Source organism: Shewanella nanhaiensis (assembly GCF_019457885.1).
Lineage (GTDB): Bacteria > Pseudomonadota > Gammaproteobacteria > Enterobacterales > Shewanellaceae > Shewanella > Shewanella nanhaiensis.
Genome location: NZ_JAHZST010000018.1, coordinates 75052 through 95397, shown reverse-complemented (window position 1 = coordinate 95397; position 20346 = coordinate 75052). Strand labels below are relative to the sequence as shown.

Here is a 20346-nt window from a genome sequence, read left to right as displayed (position 1 = left end):
AAGAGGTCAAAATGTTACGTAAAGTATTTTATATCTCAGACGGGACAGCGATCACAGCAGAGGTGTTTGGGCATGCAGTTTTGTCTCAGTTTCCTGTTGAGTTTGAAGCACTTACCATTCCATTTGTTGAGACAGAATCTAAAGCAAATGAAGTAAAGGCTCAAATCAATGATTGTTTTATTACAACAGGTGAACGCCCTTTAGTCTTCCACTCCATCGTTAAAGCGGAGATCAGAGACATCATCTATAGCAGTGAAGGCCTTGATTACGACTTTTTGAACACTTTTGTGGCCCCATTAGAGCAACAATTAGGTATTTCTGCGACTCCCGTCGTTCATCGTACTCATGGAAACATGAACGAGAGCTATGAAGCGCGTATCGATGCAATAAATTATGCGATGGATAACGATGATGGACAGACTTTAAAACATATCGATAAGGCCGATTTGGTACTGCTTGGTGTATCTCGTTGTGGCAAAACACCAAGTAGTCTCTACCTTTCAATGCAGTTTGGTATAAAAGCCGCTAACTACCCTTTTGTCGAAGATGACATGGATAATCTTAAGCTACCCGATGCACTAAAAAAGAATAAGAGCAAACTATTCGGTCTAACCATCGATCCCGTGCGTCTGCATGAGATACGTCAAAGTCGCATGGAGAACAGCCGATACTCATCATTAAGGCAGTGCCGAATCGAGGTGAAAGAGGTCGAAATGATGTATAAACGCGAGCGGATCCCTTTCGTTAATACGACCAACCACTCTGTTGAAGAGATCGCAACGAAAATTTTAGCCATGACAGGACTCGAACGCCATATGTTCTAATCATGACTGCCTATATAAGATGCAATATTGGCTCAGCCATTCGACCTATATAGGCAGAACAGTCCCTTTTTGGCAATTAATATGCACGGTGCACCATAAATACTCCAATTTTTCCCGAGTTAGGCACTGTGCATCCTGTCATGATTCGTTATAATCCGATGCAATCAGGCAAAATGCCCATACGAACGCTCGGTATAATGAATGACCATTAAAACAGATGAACTACGCACCACTTTATTATGTAAAGCTATCTCTCCAGCTAAGTTAGCCTCTGAGTTTCCGTTAACACAAGATGCTGCCGATTACTTAGTACAACAACGCCGTGAAGTAGAAGCCATTTTAAAAGGCGATGATCAACGACTATTAGTGATCATCGGCCCATGCTCAATCCATGACACGACAGCTGCAATAGATTATGCAAAGCGTCTTGCTACGCTGCACCAAGAGTTAAAGGATGATCTATGCATTTTAATGCGTGTCTACTTTGAAAAGCCTAGAACGACTGTCGGCTGGAAAGGCTTAATTTCAGACCCAGATCTCGATGGCAGCTTTAATGCCAACAAAGGCTTACGTTTAGCACGTCAATTATTACAAGAGATCACTGAGCTTAAACTGCCTATCGCCACTGAGTTTCTCGATATGGTGAACGGTCAATATATTGCTGACCTCATCACTTGGGGCGCTGTCGGAGCCCGTACTACTGAAAGCCAGATCCACCGCGAAATGGCATCAGCACTCTCCTGCCCTGTCGGTTTTAAAAATGGTACCGATGGCAACATTAATATCGCTATCGATGCGGTGCGCGCAGCTAAAGAGCCACATATTTTCTACTCACCAGATAAAGATGGTGCCATGGCAGTGTATCGCACCAGCGGTAATCCGTATGGCCACATCATTCTACGTGGCGGTAAACAACCTAATTACCATGCAGAAGATATCAATACTGCAGCAGAGCAGTTAAGTGATGTTGGTGTTTCTCATCGCATGGTCGTGGATTTCAGCCACGGTAATAGTCAGAAGAAACACGCCCAGCAGTTGAATGTAGCCGATAGTATCATGGAGCAGATGCGCCAAGGCTCAACCGCTATCGCTGGTATTATGGCTGAAAGTTTTATCGAAGAGGGCAACCAAAAAGTCATTGCTGGTGAGCCCCTTGTCTATGGTAAGAGCATCACTGATGCCTGCCTGCATTGGGAAGACTCTGAAACACTACTTCGTGCACTGGCAAAAGCATCAAGAGACAGGATTAACTTGCTTAACAAGTAGTTCCTATCGGTATAGTTTCCTATTTCTAAAAAAGGCTTCCCAGTGTCAACTGTGAAGCCTTTTTCTATACCATTAGAATGTAAAACCAACTAGAGGCAAGGGCCTAAATCTTTCCACACGCCCCATTCTCTTGAGCTTGATGGCACATCCCCTTTCGTCCACCACAGTGCTTGATAACGAATAGAGTTATAGACGACCTCCCCACCAGTATTATAAACAGTAGCCACATTCCATGGCGTTAACTGGCAACTCGGTGGCTCACTGATGGTTTTCACATCGAGCCTAAAGGTGATGTCTAACTGTTTGCTCCAGACTTTATTTAGCGCTAAGTCATCAGAGTAAACCAGCTCACCACTGGCTCCCTTAACTCCAACCTGCACTAATTCACCATGTTGTGACATCACAGACTCGGCTAGCTGACGAGCCCACAACTCTGTCTGCAAGTTTGCCGAAGTCACCTGCAACTTATCAAACACTAGCTCATCACCTTGTGCACTAAAGAGACGAAACCAGACCTCATCCCCTTCATTAGCGGTTAACCCGTTAGCAATATATTGCTCTAATGCGGCCCACTCCTGAGGCTGAGAATCATTAATGATGTTGATGTCGCTGCAGTTGTAAAAACCTTCACCAGCAGCATCTTCACGCTGCCAACGGGTATACAAAGTTGCAGGCCCTACTCTATCCAAAGGAAGAGAGATCATGATTTGGTATACCTTTTTCCCATTGACCTCACTGACTCCAACATTGCCTACCTGAGTTATTAGATCCAGCTTCTCCCAGCTGAGCACCTCATTTGCCACATCAAAGGTTTCATCAGACAGATAAAACTCCCAGAAACTCGGGTTATGGGGCGTGTGAGCATCAAATATAATGGAGACTTGTCCATTGATATCAGGAGTCACATCTGTTCGTTGCCAATGCATAGACGGTGTATCCATACCGGACTTTTCACTATCTCCACCCGCGCACAATTGACCGTTTGGAATCGCCTGTTTTACTGCTGCGAGATTATGATAATCAACCACATTTTCAGAAAATTCATTGTTTTGAACCAACTGCTTAGTTCCAGTCTCTAAAAAGGCCGCCCTACAAGCCAAGTTAGGGATTGCGGAGCCATCATCTGGCCACCAATAGCCGCCATCATCAACACAGAACTGTTGACGAGCTTTTGGTGAATCCATATAGCCGTGGGCATGCAACTCTTGAGTTAACACGCTACTAATAAGCAAGACACCAAGTAGAGAGGATAAACATGTTATCTGTTTCATAAATTTCTCGATGTTAATAAAATGAGAGAAGCTCATCAGAAAATGAGCTCTCATTGGATAGGAAGATGCCTCTTGCAATAAGAGGCAAAAATCATTTAAAGCGGTATATTCAGCACATGCCGCTCTCATGTCTTGGTAGGATTAATCTATGTTACAGACAAAATCCCAATCACCACTTGCGGCACTGGGTTTGGCATTCGTCCACCAAAGTGCAACAAATACTGCAGCCTCATCTTTCATCCTATCTCCACCAATAGCGTGACTTGGGTTACCAGCCCAGTCAGTTTGAGGAAAATTAGGATATGCTGGAATAGTTGCAGGGTTCACATTGGCTGCACTGCACAGATCTGATGTTGGTGGTGTTGTGTCTCCACAACCTGGCGCTGTTGGATCAAGCTCACATTCGTCTGGCACAGTGTCACCAACTTGACCAAAGTCATAGGTCACTCCATCAAATGTGACAGTGAAGTTCGACGGCATGGATACAGGCAGGTAATACTTAATCGTGCCACCAAAGTCGGCATCTGGTGCAATGGATTTGTAGCTTGGCAGAGTAAACTGCACACGATGGAAGTCATTTTCTAACCCCCCTACGTTACCAGCTCCCACATTTGACCCATCAGATATAACAGTCAAATTCATACCAGATTGGTCACTAATTTGAGATGAGGTAGAGGTTGATATATCAAACTCAAATACAGCGCCACCAGGAATGGTACTTTGGCTGTTGTTGGTGATAGTCAAAGTTGGCGTAATTGGGTAATTACTATCACCCACTTTATAGCCAGATAAGCTCGCACTCATTGCTATGGTATTGGCCAAGGCTGGAGAGTTACTCACCTTATTGCCATATGGCGTTGCAGCAGCAAATTTATCGTAGGCAATAGTCGTCATTGTCTCACCGATAAAGTACTCGCCTTGACCACCATTGCGCTCTGGATACCAATCAAAGTCACCAGCAAGCTCCCAGAACATCACACCGCCGATCCCTTTGTCTACCACATACTGAACCTTAGCGTTCATCGCTTGCTCATCTTCAGTAGACAAATAGACTTTTTTAGCCGGGTTCCAGAGCCATGATGATTGAGCCACATTATCGTAATGGCGCTCATAGGTTCCTGTCAGTTGATCGGCAGGATCGTTCACAGGATCGAGTCCATAAACGGGTAGATAACTACCAGCAATCCCCTGCTCTAAGTTCTTCGCATGCCACATAGGATTAGAGCCGGCAAACATCTCATTACCCGCTTTATCAAGATCATGCCAAAGGTTGTCTATTCCCTGTGCACCATAGCCACATTTGTTATCACCTTCACCCGTTCCATCTGGGCAAGTCGCTTGATCTGGCAGTGCTGCTTTACCCCACAGACCATTGACACCGCCTGTGACTCCCTGCCAACCGCGAGTATAGTAAGGCAAACCTATATTGATGCGCCCAGCAGGCATGGCGCCACGGAAGTAGTGGTAAGCCCAGTCAGTATTTAAGTAACCTATCCCGCCATACTGCGCCGTTGAATACACATCCCAAAATGCCAATTCAGCGTCTTCACCAGTATCGAAAAGTGCAGCATTGTGACCGACAAAATCATTCCAAGCGCCATGAAGGTCATAGCTCATGATATTGACGTAATCGAGAAAACGTGACATTTGATATGCTTCCATACCACGCAACAAGTAACCAGAAGCGGGCGCGGCAACAGTTAACATGTAATGTTTACCATCTTGCTTACTGGCAATATCCAACTTTTCTCGCAATGTTTTCATTAGCAAATCATATTGGGCAAACAAGGTCGCCCTTAGGGGATCTGCCACAGCAAAATCATCAGGGTTACCCGACTTAGCCATAGAGGTTGCGTATTCATAATCGATATCTGCACCATCGAAACCATAGGTACGTAAGAACTCAACCACAGAATCTGCGAAGGTGTTTATCCCTGCCTGAGTCTTGGTCATCTCGTAGAAGCCACCACTGGCGACTCGCACGCCATTCTCATCAAAATAGCCCCCCGTCTCAGCCCAACCACCAATTGAGATGAGCGTTTTCACTTGTGGGTGTAACTTCTTGTATTTATTGAGTAGATTAAAGTGGCCTTGATAACTGTATTCAGGATCCATCTCGGCGCCCGCAACACCCGACCATGTCATGCCAGTAGCAGGATTATCGACGCTGTTTGGATTGCCGACAGAGACTTTATTGTCACTATTAACATGAGCAAAGGCGTAGTTGATATGAGTGATCTTATCCCATGGAATATCATTTACCAGATAGCTAGGTTGACCATTGGTACCATTTCTCCAAGAGGTAAAGTAACCAATCACACGTCGTGCATGATCGGCGCCCATCTTCTCGCGACCCTGCTCATCATAAATATCACAATAAACTGAGTCCCCCTCTAAACCATCTGGACGACAAATTTCGTGGCTAGTTGGCCTATCACCAACATAGCCCATCACGGCAGATGAGGACGTATTTGCACCTAAGTTATCTGTCGCCTGCGCTGTAATCGAGAGATCACCAGCCTCTATTCCAGTGTAGAGTGCCGTAAACGGCGCTACAGTATCGGTTTCAATAAGTAGACCATTTGCATAGAAACTCACACTTACCACCTCACCATCAACATCTTGCGCATCAGCACTAATAGTAAGTTCACCATTAATAGGTAAAGAAAAGTTGGCATTTGGTGCTGATAGAACAACACTGGGTAGCTGATTAGCTGCGCTAACATTGATATTTACCAACTCAGAGACAGCGCTGTTATTTTGTAGATCAAAAGCACGAGTTTGCAGTGTATGACCTCCTTGGCTTGAAGCTGTCCAGTTGAACTCATAGGGAGAAGTAAGATCAGTGCCTGAAACCACGCCATCTACAAGCAATTCAAGCTTAGCGATGCTATCACCCGCATCTGGATCGGAAGCCGTTGCAGAGATAATAAGATTATCGCCAGAGGTGACAACGCTGTCATTTGAGGGCGAAACAATCGAAGTGACAGGAAATTGATTTTGCCCATTAATAACTGTAACTGATACGCTTTTCTCTGTGCTGGCACCATCATTGTCGGTAGCGGTTAATGTCAGAACCACACCGCCTTTCTCCTGAGCAACCCAAGGGGAAGTAACCACAACTCCATTAGCCGTCCACACCTGAGAAGTTAAGGTACCATCACTGTCAGTCACCTCAGCATCAAGAATAACAGAGTCATTTAAGAGCACGCGTGCATCGGCTAAAGGGGAGAGAATATTAACCACAGGGGGTTGATTTGATATGCCATCACATTGACCTAAGGTTTCCCAAACTCCCCATTGTCCAGCCTCAGATGGAGACTCATTCGTTGTCCACCACTTATTTTGATAGAGGCTATTTGATTGCGTGACTTGTGTCGTGGTGGCGTATACGGTATCAGCAGACCAAGGTGCGACCCCTTGGCAATCGACGGCGTAAGCCTGATTAATCACCCCTTGACTCATCAAGGCCGTGCTTATTAACAGAGCTAAGCGGCGACGCCTGCTCAAATATGCAGTTTTGTTACTCATGGTATTATTCCTATTATTATTTAGTTTTACCGAACAACCTAAATATAGAGACAACTCACTCACAACATAACCACAGAGGCAACAGCATCGGCTATATTAATCTACACATAAAACAAGGGTTTGGTTATTATTTTATTATATTAATACCGACCTAGCTTATAACACTTTTAAATTTAACCTTATCTATCAATAACTAAGAAATAAATTTTATTTTGTTAATTATTCAAAAATATTAACTTTAAAATCAAATATAGCTTACTGATTATTGTTTTTTCGCACACATAATAATATTAAATTAGCAGTAATCTATTTTAAAATGCATTATTAATCACCTTATCTAATGTTTCTTTAAAGCCACAAAATGATATAATTTGGGGCTGTTTAAACCGCATAACCTTAGGTTGCCGTATGCCATTGACTCACTCCCCTGAAACTCGCTCAGATGCCATGAATAAACGAATTCAAAACTCTGAAGCAAGAGTTATAAAAGCTATTTTTCCCTCTATTACTAACCACCACAACACACTATTTGGTGGTGAAGCACTGTCTTGGATGGATGAAACAGCGTTTATCGCAGCGACTCGATTCTGTCGTAAGCCTTTAGTCACTGTCAGCTCAGACAGAATCGACTTTAAAAAAGCGATCCCAGCGGGAAGCTTGGCTGAGATCATCGCCAACGTCATACACGTAGGTAACACCTCCCTTAAGGTTGAGGTGAATATTTTTGTTGAGGATATGTACCAAGATGTGCGTGAACACGCCATCAGAGGTGTATTCACTTTTGTTGCTGTAGATGAAAACCGAAAGGCCACTAAAGTCTGGACTGACAATTTATAATAAAACTGCAGTTAAGCGACTGCATACTTTGTCTTTATCTGGTCAACCACCACACTACTGGTGGTTGTTTTTTAGCCGCAAATCATTAGACTTAAGTCTAACAAACCGAATTTAAACACAATTTTTTCTCTAATAACCAATAAACCAATAGAATCGAATGTCATTTTTCTGTTACATTGGCTTAATCTTCACGAGCAACTAACACAACTATAAAAGCCATGAAGCTAGAAAATTTAAATATAATCATCGCAGATGATCACCCGTTATTTCGCAATGCACTTCGTCAGGCTCTGAGCGGCCCCTTTGCAGATACTCATTGGTTTGAGGCAGATAGCGCAGAAGCACTTCAAACTCTGCTTGAAAAAGCTGATGTTGAATATGATCTTGTCTTACTGGATCTTCAGATGCCGGGCTCACACGGCTACTCAACGTTAATTCACCTACGCACCCACTATCCTGAGCTGCCTGTTGTTGTTATTTCGGCCCACGAAGACAACATCACCATAAGCCGAGCAGTACACTACGGCAGTGCAGGTTTTATTCCTAAATCTTCATCCATGGATTCTCTTGCAGAAGCCTTAACTTCAGTACTCTATGGAGATATTTGGCTGCCACAAGATGTTGAGCTACAAGATATTGAGGAGGATGCGACGGCGCTGATCGCCAGTAAGTTATCGGATCTCACTCCACAGCAATACAAGGTGCTGCAGATGTTTGCCGAAGGGCTGCTTAATAAACAGATCGCTTATGACTTAGGTGTGTCAGAAGCCACCATCAAGGCTCATGCCACCGCAATATTTCGTAAACTCGGAGTACGAAATCGAACTCAGGCCGTGATATCACTGCAGCAGCTTGAGATGGAAAAAGTCGAACTGTAAATATCAAAACCAGTTTCCATTAAAAAGCCGATCATTTGATCGGCTTTTTATTTCAAGTTAGCAAAAGTTATTTCAAGTTAACGGAAGTTTTCCATCATACGATAATAGAGCATGCCTAATGCCATCCCTTGGTTACCTAACCACTCACCAACCGGTAAGCGTATATGTTTCATACCAGCAAAAAGATCAAACTCTGTCAGCTCCCCAATGATGGCATTGGCCATGATCTCTCCCATGATGTGACTCGTTGCGACTCCATGTCCCGAATAACCTTGGCAGTAAAAAACATTTTTGGATACCTTGCCTAGCTGCGGAATTCTGTTTACCACAATCCCAGCCATACCTGTCCATTCAAACTCAATCTCCACCCCTTTCAATCGAGGAAAAGTACGCTCAATTCCTGGGCGTAACTCTTTAGCCAGATCTTTCGAATCACGACCAGAATAGTTAGTTCCTCCGCCAAACATAAGCCTATGATCGGCCGTCATTCGAAAATAATCCAGCACAAAGCGACTGTCATATACCGCAATATCGTGCGGGTTAATCGCCTGAGCCACCTCTGGAGTCAGCTTCACTGTTGCGCAGTTGCCCAGTGATGCGGGAAATAACATACCAGCTAAACGCTTTCTCGCCAGCTTATGGTAGGCATTACCCGCTAACAGAACGCTATTAGCCGTTATCGAGCCATGAGCCGTAGTCACGACCGGTAAGTTGCCATCAGTAATATCGATAACAGGAGAGTTTTCGAAAATAAGCGCTCCATGATGCTCAGCCGCTCTAGCTTCACCAATACACAGATTCACCGAATGCAGATGCATATTACGCTTGTTGAGCAAACCACCGTGATAAAGTGGTGTTTCCAGATATTGAGGAATATCTTTCTTAGAGAGCAAAGAGACCTCATCCCCCATGCCACGTTTCACCGCCTCATCATAAGTTGCTTGCATCTCAGCCATATGGGTAGGTTTATAAGCGGTATGTAGATGACCAAACTTAAGGTCACACTCAATGTTGTATTTATGAACGCGAGATTTAATGATCTCATGACCACGCCAGCGCAGATCCCAAACAAACTTTTCAGCCTCACAACCTAACTTGTTGTTTAATTGCTTGGTCATAGCTTGATCACCAGACAAACTGCCTGTTACCTGACCGCCATTTCGTCCCGTTGCTCCCCAGCCAATTTTATTCGCTTCTACAATAGCGACCTTATAGCCTCGCTCAGCAAGCTCAACTGCGGTTGCAACACCAGTAAACCCTCCGCCAACAATCACCACATCAACTCGATGCTCTCCCTCCAATCTAGGATATTGAGTCTCATCATTAATCGTCGCATTATAATATGAGTTACACCTTGGCTCTGGCATGCAAGCTCTCCGTTTGTTAAAACAAACTTTACGTTTTATATTTTTTACACTGTTAGCCCGAGTATATAGAAGGAATTATATTCGTCAATCCTATTGCCCTGTTATTTGAAATAAGAAATTGTGCAGGGTGAGAGAATCGAGGTGTATCTTACAAGTAGAGTAATAAGTAATTTATATTTTACAAAGTAGCCTTAAAAAGAGATCTGAAAGCGGGCCAGACTCATGACCCGCTCTCTTACTTAGCTTTCCAAGATGCCTTAGTCAGTTCAACCTCTGCGTCAAATAGAGTTAACTCAAAGCGATCACTCTGATGGATCTCGCCGACACCTTTTGGAGTCCCTGTCATCACAACATCGCCATCCTCTAAACGCATAAATGAGGTTATTTCATTCAAAATATGCTCAGGAGAGTTCATCATCAACTCAATATGACCACTCTGGGCTAAATTACCATTGATGGTTAGTTTAAAATTGAGATCATTACTTATCTTCTCGATATAAACAAAAGATGAAAATAGCGCAGAGCCATCAAACGCTTTTGCTCTCTCCCAAGGTAAACCTTTGGCTTTCAACTCGCTCTGCAGTGCTCGTTTGGTCAAGTCCAATCCGAGCCCAACAGCACTAAACCTGCCCTTCTCATATAAAAAGCTAAGTTCAGCCTCATAGTGCAACACTTCTTGGTGAAAACTCGCTAGCTCTGTCGAAATGGCTGAGTTTGGTTTAACAAATAGCAGAAGCTCATCGGGAACGTCATTATTTAACTCACGAATATGCTCCACATAATTTCGTCCAACACAGATAATTTTGGAAGGACTAATATTTTTACCATCGACACACACTGTATTCACAGCAACTCCTGCTTCTAAAAATCTAAATGACACTACTTAACTAAACTCGAAATCAACGCCCTCAATGCTGCTGGCTTAACCATCTTGGCCATATAGTGATACCCTTGGCTATGCACATCATCAATCAAACGTTTACTGGTGTTGGCTGTGATCAATATGCCAGGAAGATGACTGCCATACAGAGCACGTATACCGTTGAGGGCATCGACACCATTTTGCCCATCGTCAAGGTGGTAATCCGCTAAGACAATATCGGGAGCAACACCTTTAAGACCAAGTTTAATACGCGCATCAGCCAGATCTTTAGCGCTAATAACCTCACACTTCCAGCGACTAAGTAGGCTCTCTAATCCGGCCAAAATAGCTTCTTCATTATCAATACAGAGCACTTTAACGCCAGCTAAAGGTTGTAACAGGCTTGGGATCTTCTTAGGTTGAGGCTCACTGACTGCTTTACCTAGTGGCACCCGAATCGAGAATACTGAGCCCCGACCTAACACAGATGAGACATCTATTTTATGATTTAAGACCCGGCTTATTCTGTCAGCAATCGCTAAGCCTAGCCCTAAACCACTCACACTGTTGCTGGTAGGATTATCGAGTCGTTTAAACTCTTTAAAGATCTCTTTGGTCTCAGCTTCATCTATGCCACAACCTGTATCAAGCACTTGGATCTCGAGCTCATCCCCTCTATGCCTACAACCAAACAGCACCTTACTTCCTCTGGCATATCGATACGCATTAGTGAGAAAGTTCTGTAACACCCGCCTCAATAGGTTGAGATCTGAATTGATACTGGTACTAGAGGAGACCATTTTAAATTTAATCTGATTATCATTGGCCATGGCTGCGAACTCGACTCCCAACCCATCGATCAACTCAGAGACAGAAAAGTCACGACGATTGACCTCAATCATGCCAGAGTCTAGTTTGGAGATATCAAGCAGATCGGTAAGCAGCTCCCCCGCTATTTTAAGAGAGCTATTGACATGTGACAGGGTCGTTCTGCCCTCTTGATCTAAATTAGGGTATTGAGACAACGAAGCGGTAAACAGCCGCGCCGCATTTAACGGTTGCATCAAATCATGGCCCACGGCGGCAAGAAACTTACTCTTAGACGCGTTTGCCATCTCCTCTTGAGCTTTGGCCTCAAGCAGTTGACTGTTTAGCATCGCCAACTCGTAAGTCCGCTCCTTTACTCTTGCCTCTAGCGTGTCATTCATCTCTTGAAGCGCTTTAGCATGCTCTCGATATTGAGTAATATCGGTAAAGGTCATCACAAAACCACCACCGGGCATAGGATTACCCTGAATTTTGATCACCTTGCCATCTTTGCGTCTGCGCTCAGAGACATGGGCAGTACCGTCGCGCATATGCTGAACCCGTGTATTGACCTTCTCTTCAATGTCGCCTTCACCACAAAAGCCTCTGCTAGCATTAAAACGCACCACATCGCTTATCGGCATCCCCTCCTGCAAAAACGAAGCTGGATATTGATACAACTCAGCATATTTATAGTTCCAGGCCACCAGATTAAGATCTTTATCGACCACACTCATCCCCTCATAAGCGTGCTCAATCGCCCCCCTAAGCATATCTTGACTTAAAATAATTTTGGATGACGCTTCATCGACTAAACTAAACACCTCATCGAGGGCGAGATCTCGTCCCTGCTGCACTGAATCCATAACCAATGAAGCACTAGAACCACCGAGGACACCCGCTAACATATGCTCGGTATGGGCGATCAATTCAGGAGGCGCAGATTTATGCCAACTGTCACTTTTTACCGCCTCCTCTGAGAAACGAGAAAAACTCTCATAGGCACGCGTTGGACTGACAAATCGACTGGCTAAGATCAATAGATCTTGCTGAGAAACGGCCGCAGCTTTACGCGTACTATTGCTTTTCAGATTTCCAGGAGAAACAAACTCACTGGCCTGTATCCGCTCAACAACGCCGGCTCTAAACCAGATTGAACCCAACATATAGCAGGCACAATTTGCCAACAATGCCGTTAAAATATCGCGCACATTAGGGTTAATCGAATCCAATAAGCCAAAATCATTATTAAAGACACCTGAAACATCGCTCGCGCCCTTCAACAAGATGTAACACCAGAGGCCAAAACCAACGATAAGTCCCATTAAGACTCCCGAGCGATTGCCATGCTTCCAATACATACCACCAATCAAAGCTGGTGCTAACTGAGCAAAGGCACCAAAGGAGAGCATACCAAGACCCGACAGTGAATCACTGTCAATAAATGACAGGTAACTAAAGTAACCTAATCCTAAAATGATAATGATAGAGAGTCGTCGTGCATTAAGTAGAAACAGAGAGAACTGACTGAAATTTTTCTGCCTGATCTTGCCAGTTCTCAACATCATAGGAACCAGCCACTCATTACTGACCATAACACTGATGGTTACCACCGCGACTATCACCATTCCCGTCGCTGCAGACAAGGTCCCAAGCAGAGCGATCACCGCGATTATGGGCTGGTCGAGCGCAAGAGGCATATTAATAACATAGGTATCTGCCGCAACGCTATCGCCTAAAATTAGCTTCCCGGCCAAGGCCAAAGGGGCGACAAACAGCCCAAAGAGCAGCAGATAAAGAGGAAATAACCAACGCGCTTTAAGCAAGGTGTTTTCGTTACTGCACTCAACCATCATGACGTGAAACTGTCGCGGCATACATAAAAACGCCGCCATACCAACCAAGAGTTGCGGCATCAAAGCGCCAACACTTAACTCAGGGGCACTAATAAGGTTTTTTTGCTCAGCTTGTTGCCAGATATCACCAAAACCATCGAAATAACCAAAACTTATTACTATGCCCACAATCAAAAAGGCAGCGAGTTTGACAAGAGATTCAAACGCGATCGCCAGCATCATCCCAGGGTTATGCTCTGTAGCATCAAGCTTGCGAGTACCAAACAAGATAGCAAACATGGCCAAAATGGCAGTGATAATAAGCGAGACCTTAGCGCCATCGAAAGGTGAGTCCTCAGGCTGGAATAAGTTAAGACTAAATACCATCGCTTTTAGCTGCAAAGCGATATAAGGCATGATACCAAACAGCGCAATAAGAGTGACGATAGCCGCAAGAAGCTGTGACTTGCCATATCGTGCAGCGATAAAATCCGCAACCGAGGTGATGTTATGGGCCTTAGATACGATCACCATCTTACGCAGTAACCCAAAACCAAAGGTAAAAATAAGAATAGGCCCGACAAAAATAGGCAGGAATGACCAGAGATCTTGAGCCGATTGTCCCACTGTCCCTAAAAAGCTCCATGATGAACAGTAAACAGCCAAACTGAGGCCGTACACCCACACTTGAATTCGCTTAGTAAATTGACTGAACCAGCGTTCAGCCCCCCAAGCTAAGAGAAACAATAAAAAGACATAAAGGACGGCAATCACGCCAACGAAAATGGTTAAGTTCATAAAGCTCTCGTTTTTTCCTCTATTGTGCGTTAATTATCTGATTAAATCTAGTTCACCAACAACTCTCAACGCACTAAAAACAAAGGAGATTATTACACTAGACCAAGGTCTAATAGTGCTATAAGGTGATATGACTCCATACTTGAGCCACGCATTATTAGATTAAGGGAAGCCCAATGAGCACGCAGTCTCTCTACAAAGTTTCAAGCGAAATAGCTGAAAACGCACATGTAAATGAAGAACAGTATAAAAAGATGTACCAAGAGTCGATTGTGAATCCTGAAGGTTTCTGGAGAGAGCACGGTCAACGTATCGATTGGATCAAGCCATATACCAAGATTAAAAAAACCTCGTTCGACGATCATAATCTGTCGATTAACTGGTTTTATGACGGCACATTAAACGCGTCAGCCAACTGCTTAGATCGCCACCTTGAAAAAAGTGCTGATAAAGTCGCTATCATCTGGGAAGGTGATGATGCAAAAGATCAACGAACAATTACTTATGGTGAGCTTCACAAAGATGTTTGTAAGTTTGCCAATGCACTGCGTAGCCAAGGCGTAAGACGTGGTGATGTTGTTACAGTTTATATGCCTATGGTCCCTGAAGCGGCCGTGGTGATGCTTGCCTGTGCTCGCATCGGCGCTATCCACTCAGTGGTATTTGGTGGTTTCTCTCCTGATTCGATCGCCTCTCGCGTGATTGACGGTAAATCCAAAGTCGTTATTACAGCCGATGAAGGTGTACGTGCAGGCCGAATCATTCCTCTTAAAGCTAATATCGATGAAGCCTTGTCTCATCCTGATGTTGATTGCGTCGAAAAAGTTATCGTTTATGAGCGCACTGGCGGTGATGTAAACTGGGTAGAAGGTCGAGATATCAAGTGGAATGCATTAATGGATACCGCCTCTGAGCACTGTGAAGCTGAAGAGATGGGCGCGGAAGATCCGCTTTTCCTACTCTACACCTCAGGCTCAACAGGCAATCCAAAGGGCGTTTTGCATACTACCGGCGGTTACATGGTTTATGCTGCAATGACCCATGAATATGTCTTTGATTACAAAGATGGTGAGGTTTACTGGTGTACCGCGGATGTCGGTTGGATCACTGGTCACTCCTATATGGTATATGGTCCATTGGCAAATGGAGCAACCATTCTTATTCATGAAGGAGTACCTAACTACCCTAGCCCATCTCGCCTTGGTGAAATGGTGGATCGTCACAAAGTGAACATCCTCTACACTGCACCAACATTAATCCGTGCCCTTATGGCGGAAGGCAAGGAGCAGTTTGCTGATTTTGACGGCAGTTCTCTGCGCATTATGGGCTCTGTTGGTGAGCCGATAAACCCAGAGGCATGGCGCTGGTATAACGAAGTCATCGGCCATGAGCAGTGCCCTATTGTCGATACTTGGTGGCAAACAGAAACAGGCGGTATCTTAATTAGCCCACTCCCTGGTGCTACTGACACAAAACCTGGCTCAGCGACACGTCCTTTCTTCGGCGTGCAACCTGCACTGGTCGATAACATGGGTAACATCATCGAAGGCGCCACCGAAGGTAACTTAGTGATGCTCGATTCATGGCCTGGACAGATGAGAACCGTATTTGGCGATCATGAGCGTTTTGCACTTACTTACTTCAAGACATTCCGCGGCATGTACTTCACCGGTGATGGTGCAAGGCGTGATGAAGATGGCTACTACTGGATCACGGGTCGTGTTGATGACGTCATTAACGTTTCAGGTCATAGACTTGGAACCGCTGAAGTTGAAAGCGCATTAGTATCTCATGAGAGTGTCGCTGAAGCGGCTGTAGTTGGCTACCCCCATGATATTAAGGGGCAAGGTATCTATGCCTATGTCACCTTAACCAAGGGGACGACAGAGACTGAGGAGTTACGTCAAGATCTCAGAAAGTGGGTACGTAAAGAGATTGGCGCTTTAGCAACGCCAGATCTTATCCAGTGGGCGGGTGGTCTACCAAAAACTCGCTCAGGAAAAATCATGCGCCGCTTCCTACGTAAGATAGCAGCCAATGAAGTAACTAACTTAGGCGATTCATCGACACTGGCAGATCCTGCTGTTATCGATACGCTAATTGAATCACGCTTAAACCGTAGCGAGTAATTAACACGTACAAACTGATTAAGACTCTCCCTAGCCCCTCTAACGAGGGGCTTTTTTTCTTCACCAAGCTCCCCTCACTTGTTATTCTTCACTTTAAAACACTAACGTGATTAAATTTTTGTGCAATTAAGAGACTACCAACAGCAAGCTGTCGATGCTGCAGTAAAACATTTCAGATCCAGTAGTGATTCCGCGGTATTGGTGCTTCCTACGGGAGCAGGTAAAAGTATTGTCATTGCCGAACTTGCCCGAATCGCCAACGGCCGCGTGCTGGTGCTCACCCATGTTAAAGAATTGGTTGCTCAAAATGCAGAGAAAGTCGGGATATTGACCACAGCAGCCAGTATCTATTCAGCCGGGCTTAAACAGAAATCAACGAAAAACAAAACAGTGGTAGCAAGTATTCAATCAGCAGTTAGGGCTCCTGAGCAGTTTAATGAGCCCTTCTCTTTAGTGATCATCGATGAGTGCCACAGAGTCACCTCTGAGGAAACAAGCCAATATCAGAAGCTATTAAGCTATCTTAAGCAAAAGAATTCAAAAATAAAGCTACTCGGGCTCACAGCAACACCCTACCGATTAGATCTTGGCTGGATCTATCACCAGCACTACCACGGCAAAATGGGCAACCCAGATAAACCAGTATTTCAACAGTGTATATTTGAGCTCCCTATGCGGCCCCTCATTAAACGTGGCTACCTAAGCCCGCCTAAGATGTTTGATGGACTCTCTGTTCAATATGACTTTAATGCGTTACAGCCATCTGTAAACGGTGATTATCAAGAGAAAGAGGTTAATGATCTACTTAGTCACTGCGGACGCGCAACCACGGCAATAATTAAGCAACTTATTGAGATAGGCTCAACCAGACAAGGTGTCATCATCTTCGCAGCCACAGTACGCCACGCTGAAGAGATTATGAAGCAATTATGCGATGAGAAGGCAGCTCTTATCACCGCAAAGACCAGCACGGAAGATAGAGATAACATCATCACTTCGTTTAAGGCACGTGAGATCAAATATCTAGTTAATGTCGCCGTACTCACCACAGGCTTCGATGCGCCACACGTAGATCTAATTGCCATTTTAAGGCCAACAGCATCAGTGAGCCTATTTCAGCAGATGGTGGGCCGAGGACTTAGAATTTGTGAAGGTAAAGGTGAGTGCCTAGTTATCGACTATGCCGCCAATGGTTACGATCTCTACTTCCCTGAAGTGGGTCAACATAAACCCAATAGTAAAAGTGTCCCAGTTCAGGTTCACTGCCCTGTGTGTAATTTTGCCAATATATTTTGGGGGTTAGTAGATAATGATGGTGATATCATCGAACACTTTGGTAGGCGATGCCAAGCATTGATTGAACGAGATGGAGATAAAGTCCAGTGTGACTTTCGTTTCCGTTCTAAATCTTGCCCTAATTGTGGCGAAGAAAATGACATTGCTGCCAAAATTTGTCATCACTGCGACTCAATGTTAATTGACCCCGACAAGCGGCTTAAAGAGGTATTACAGCAGAAACATCACCACCTGTTTAAATGCCAGACAATGCTCTTTGTAAAAGATGGCGAACGACTAAAAATTCAATATATTGATCTAGATGGTAACGACTATTGCCGTTACTTCAATTTTAGAACAGAGGGCCAACGACGAGCCTTCTATGTGGTGTTTGTCATATCCCACACTCGAACTCCAGGGTTAAAACATCAGAAATACAAAAGTGTAGAGCAAGTTATTCAGGCCAGAGACAAGTTTAGAATGCCGGATCTTCTGTTATTAAAGAAAGACAAAAAAGGTTGGGATTTGGTTGAAACCTTTTTTGATTACCGTGGGCGTTATCAAACTGAGAATAAGTTTATTCAATAGGGAATATGCAAGCTCAACACTCTTATGGTATAAAGTATCGAATCAATTTTTCAGGAGTCACTATGTTTGTTGTAATTTTTGGCCGTCCAGGCTGTCCGTACTGTGTTAGAGCTGTTCAACTGTCAGAGCAACTTACCGAAGCCCGCAGTGACTTTAAATTTAAATATGTTGATATTCATGCAGAGGGGATCTCAAAGGCTGATTTAGAGAAGACAGTGGGTAAGCCTGTTGAAACCGTACCTCAGATTTTTGTTGATAAAGAACACGTTGGTGGATGTACTGAGTTTGAACAGTACGTAAGAGACAATCAACTACTAGCAGCCACAGTTTAACGAATTAAATTGTATTTTAAATCTGCTAGCAATGAAAAAGGAGGCCTCGCCTCCTTTTTTGATCTTACACTCATTCAAAGTCTTGAGTGCATTAAACGACTAAAGCACATATTTAACAGAGAAAATTACCCTGTTTAATTCACCTTTATCACCACTCTCTTTAGTATTCTCGGCGTACATATACTCAACACCCACAGTCATAGGCTTAACTGGAGAATAAAGTAAGTTCACATATCCAGAATAGGACTCCTTGTTTACGCCAAGCCCAGTTAGTGATTCGGTATTATCAGCTTTAAAACCTGAAAGAGTAAAGCTTGAGCGCCACTTATCATTCCACCAGTGACGGTAAGATGCAAAACCACCATATGAACTAATGGTTTCAATATCACCATTGTTATCAATCACACCTGCATTGGCATAGTTCAGAGCCATATAACGGCCCATGCCGTCACCCACAGTTGCAGAAACTTTAAAATCATCATCACCTACAGGGACAACACCAGTAAAGCTCACACCGTAACCTAAGGTTTGAGCATCCAAGCCATCTTTCTCAATATTAAGCTGCCGAGCTAAACCTGCAACGGTAAACTTAGCACCTCCCTCAGTTTTAAAATTGTAGCGTGCCACGAAGTCAGGCACCATTCCGCTACCACTAGTAATTCTTCCACCGCCACCATTTGGCGTTAAGGTGGTTTCAGGGTTCTCAACTGCAAACTGGAACCCGCCATTGGTGTATCTCACCATGCTTTGACGAACGAAAGGTGTTCCCTCTGCTGCACCAACAAAATCTAAATTTTCAGGTAGTGCACCTGGGTTTTGAAAAGTTGTCCAAGTTTGACCTACTGTCCAGTTATCAAAACTCACAATAGCGTGACGAATACGAGGGGAGTAACTGTTTGAAACACGCTCATTACCATCTGCATGTGTCATAAAATCCAGCTCAATAAAGCCGCTTAACTTATGGCCACCAAGATCTGTTGAGGTTTTAAAGTTAAATCGAGACTCACGAGCATGAAAATCAACAACTTGCTCACCATTTCCCTCTACACCGTATATGGTACCAGGCACATAAAACTGTCTGGATAAACTACCTGAATCAGGCGCTCCGTTACTATAATCGCTGAACATAACATCAGCTTTTACATAACCGCCAAATTTAAACTCTGTATCACCAGCCGCGGCAGAACTTGCAGCCAACATCGTCGCCATTGCTATAAGGCTTAACTTTGCTTGTTTCATCTCACTCTCCCGAATATTTATTTTTATATCACCATTAAATATGAAGGAGTTAACATGCGAACAACATTAGCAATACGTCTATCAGACAAAAGTATAACAGCGGTAACTAATTAAATAGAAGAGACTTTAATAAAGCCTTAGGCTAGCTCATGTTTTGGCCGCTGCGAATACACTTGAGAATAGAAAAAGTATGAGATTTAAAAGTGACAAACTATCATCCTAATTGATGAGCAGAGTTTGAATTCATTATCTAATTAAAGGAATAAAAGAGAGGATATAAGACTTAAAAAAGAAGTGGTGGGTCGTGAAGGATTCGAACCTTCGACCAATGTGGTAGTTAAGAGTAAAGCCAACTGCGCTCTTACAATAAAGCATCGACTGAGCTCATTATTACCCCCTTTATCTTTTACCACTCAAAGGAAGTGGTGTTTCGTGAAGGTTCTAACCATTCGACTGATGGTTAAAAGCCAACTGCCCTATCTTTCATAAAGAATCGACTGAGCTAAC

Annotated in this window: 13 protein-coding genes; 7 read left to right on the top strand and 6 right to left on the bottom strand. The window is 44.0% G+C overall.

Annotation, left to right across the window (positions count from 1 at the left end; all coding sequences use genetic code 11):
- Positions 1 to 11: 11 nt before the first annotated feature.
- Positions 12 to 824: a posphoenolpyruvate synthetase regulatory kinase/phosphorylase PpsR gene (gene ppsR / locus K0625_RS20115; protein ID WP_012325329.1), complete on the top strand. Its 813-nt coding sequence runs from the start codon at positions 12 to 14 to the stop codon at positions 822 to 824.
- Positions 825 to 1025: 201 nt separating this feature from the next.
- Positions 1026 to 2090, top strand: a complete 1065-nt coding sequence (locus tag K0625_RS20110) for a 3-deoxy-7-phosphoheptulonate synthase (protein WP_220111293.1) — start codon at positions 1026 to 1028, stop codon at positions 2088 to 2090.
- Positions 2091 to 2179: 89 nt separating this feature from the next.
- Here the strand turns inward: K0625_RS20110 and K0625_RS20105 are convergent, their stop codons facing one another.
- Positions 2180 to 3361 carry a lytic polysaccharide monooxygenase gene (locus tag K0625_RS20105; protein ID WP_232847200.1) on the bottom strand — a complete coding sequence of 394 codons (1182 nt, stop codon included), beginning with the start codon at positions 3359 to 3361 and terminating at the stop codon, positions 2180 to 2182.
- 141 nt (positions 3362 to 3502) lie between these two features.
- Positions 3503 to 6892, bottom strand: coding sequence for a glycosyl hydrolase family 18 protein (locus K0625_RS20100; protein ID WP_220111291.1), 3390 nt, complete (start codon positions 6890 to 6892; stop codon positions 3503 to 3505).
- A gap of 408 nt (positions 6893 to 7300) precedes the next feature.
- Between K0625_RS20100 and K0625_RS20095 the strand changes: the two genes are divergently transcribed.
- Positions 7301 to 7729 carry an acyl-CoA thioesterase gene (locus tag K0625_RS20095; protein WP_220111290.1) on the top strand — a complete coding sequence of 143 codons (429 nt, stop codon included), beginning with the start codon at positions 7301 to 7303 and terminating at the stop codon, positions 7727 to 7729.
- Between the two features lie 218 nt (positions 7730 to 7947).
- Positions 7948 to 8607, top strand: a complete 660-nt coding sequence (locus tag K0625_RS20090) for a response regulator transcription factor (RefSeq protein WP_220111289.1) — start codon at positions 7948 to 7950, stop codon at positions 8605 to 8607.
- 77 nt (positions 8608 to 8684) lie between these two features.
- On the opposite strand, the gene K0625_RS20085 is transcribed toward K0625_RS20090, so the two are convergent.
- From K0625_RS20085 to K0625_RS20075, 3 genes are all read right to left on the bottom strand, one after another.
- Positions 8685 to 9974: an NAD(P)/FAD-dependent oxidoreductase gene (locus K0625_RS20085; protein ID WP_220111288.1), complete on the bottom strand. Its 1290-nt coding sequence runs from the start codon at positions 9972 to 9974 to the stop codon at positions 8685 to 8687.
- A gap of 235 nt (positions 9975 to 10209) precedes the next feature.
- Complete coding sequence (locus K0625_RS20080) at positions 10210 to 10821, bottom strand: fumarylacetoacetate hydrolase family protein (protein WP_220111287.1); 612 nt, start codon at positions 10819 to 10821, stop codon at positions 10210 to 10212.
- Between the two features lie 32 nt (positions 10822 to 10853).
- Positions 10854 to 14276 carry a hybrid sensor histidine kinase/response regulator gene (locus K0625_RS20075; RefSeq protein WP_220111286.1) on the bottom strand — a complete coding sequence of 1141 codons (3423 nt, stop codon included), beginning with the start codon at positions 14274 to 14276 and terminating at the stop codon, positions 10854 to 10856.
- A 176-nt stretch (positions 14277 to 14452) separates the two neighbouring features.
- Between K0625_RS20075 and acs the strand changes: the two genes are divergently transcribed.
- The 3 genes from acs (at position 14453) to K0625_RS20060 (ending at position 18600) form a co-directional block, all read left to right on the top strand.
- Positions 14453 to 16405 carry an acetate--CoA ligase gene (gene acs, locus K0625_RS20070; RefSeq protein WP_220111285.1) on the top strand — a complete coding sequence of 651 codons (1953 nt, stop codon included), beginning with the start codon at positions 14453 to 14455 and terminating at the stop codon, positions 16403 to 16405.
- Positions 16406 to 16525: 120 nt separating this feature from the next.
- Complete coding sequence (radD, locus tag K0625_RS20065; RefSeq protein ID WP_220111284.1) at positions 16526 to 18268, top strand: DNA repair helicase RadD; 1743 nt, start codon at positions 16526 to 16528, stop codon at positions 18266 to 18268.
- 62 nt (positions 18269 to 18330) lie between these two features.
- Positions 18331 to 18600, top strand: a complete 270-nt coding sequence (locus K0625_RS20060) for a GrxA family glutaredoxin (RefSeq protein ID WP_220111283.1) — start codon at positions 18331 to 18333, stop codon at positions 18598 to 18600.
- A 99-nt stretch (positions 18601 to 18699) separates the two neighbouring features.
- On the opposite strand, the gene K0625_RS20055 is transcribed toward K0625_RS20060, so the two are convergent.
- Positions 18700 to 19839 carry a DcaP family trimeric outer membrane transporter gene (locus K0625_RS20055; protein WP_220111282.1) on the bottom strand — a complete coding sequence of 380 codons (1140 nt, stop codon included), beginning with the start codon at positions 19837 to 19839 and terminating at the stop codon, positions 18700 to 18702.
- Between the last annotated feature and the right edge of the window lie 507 nt (positions 19840 to 20346).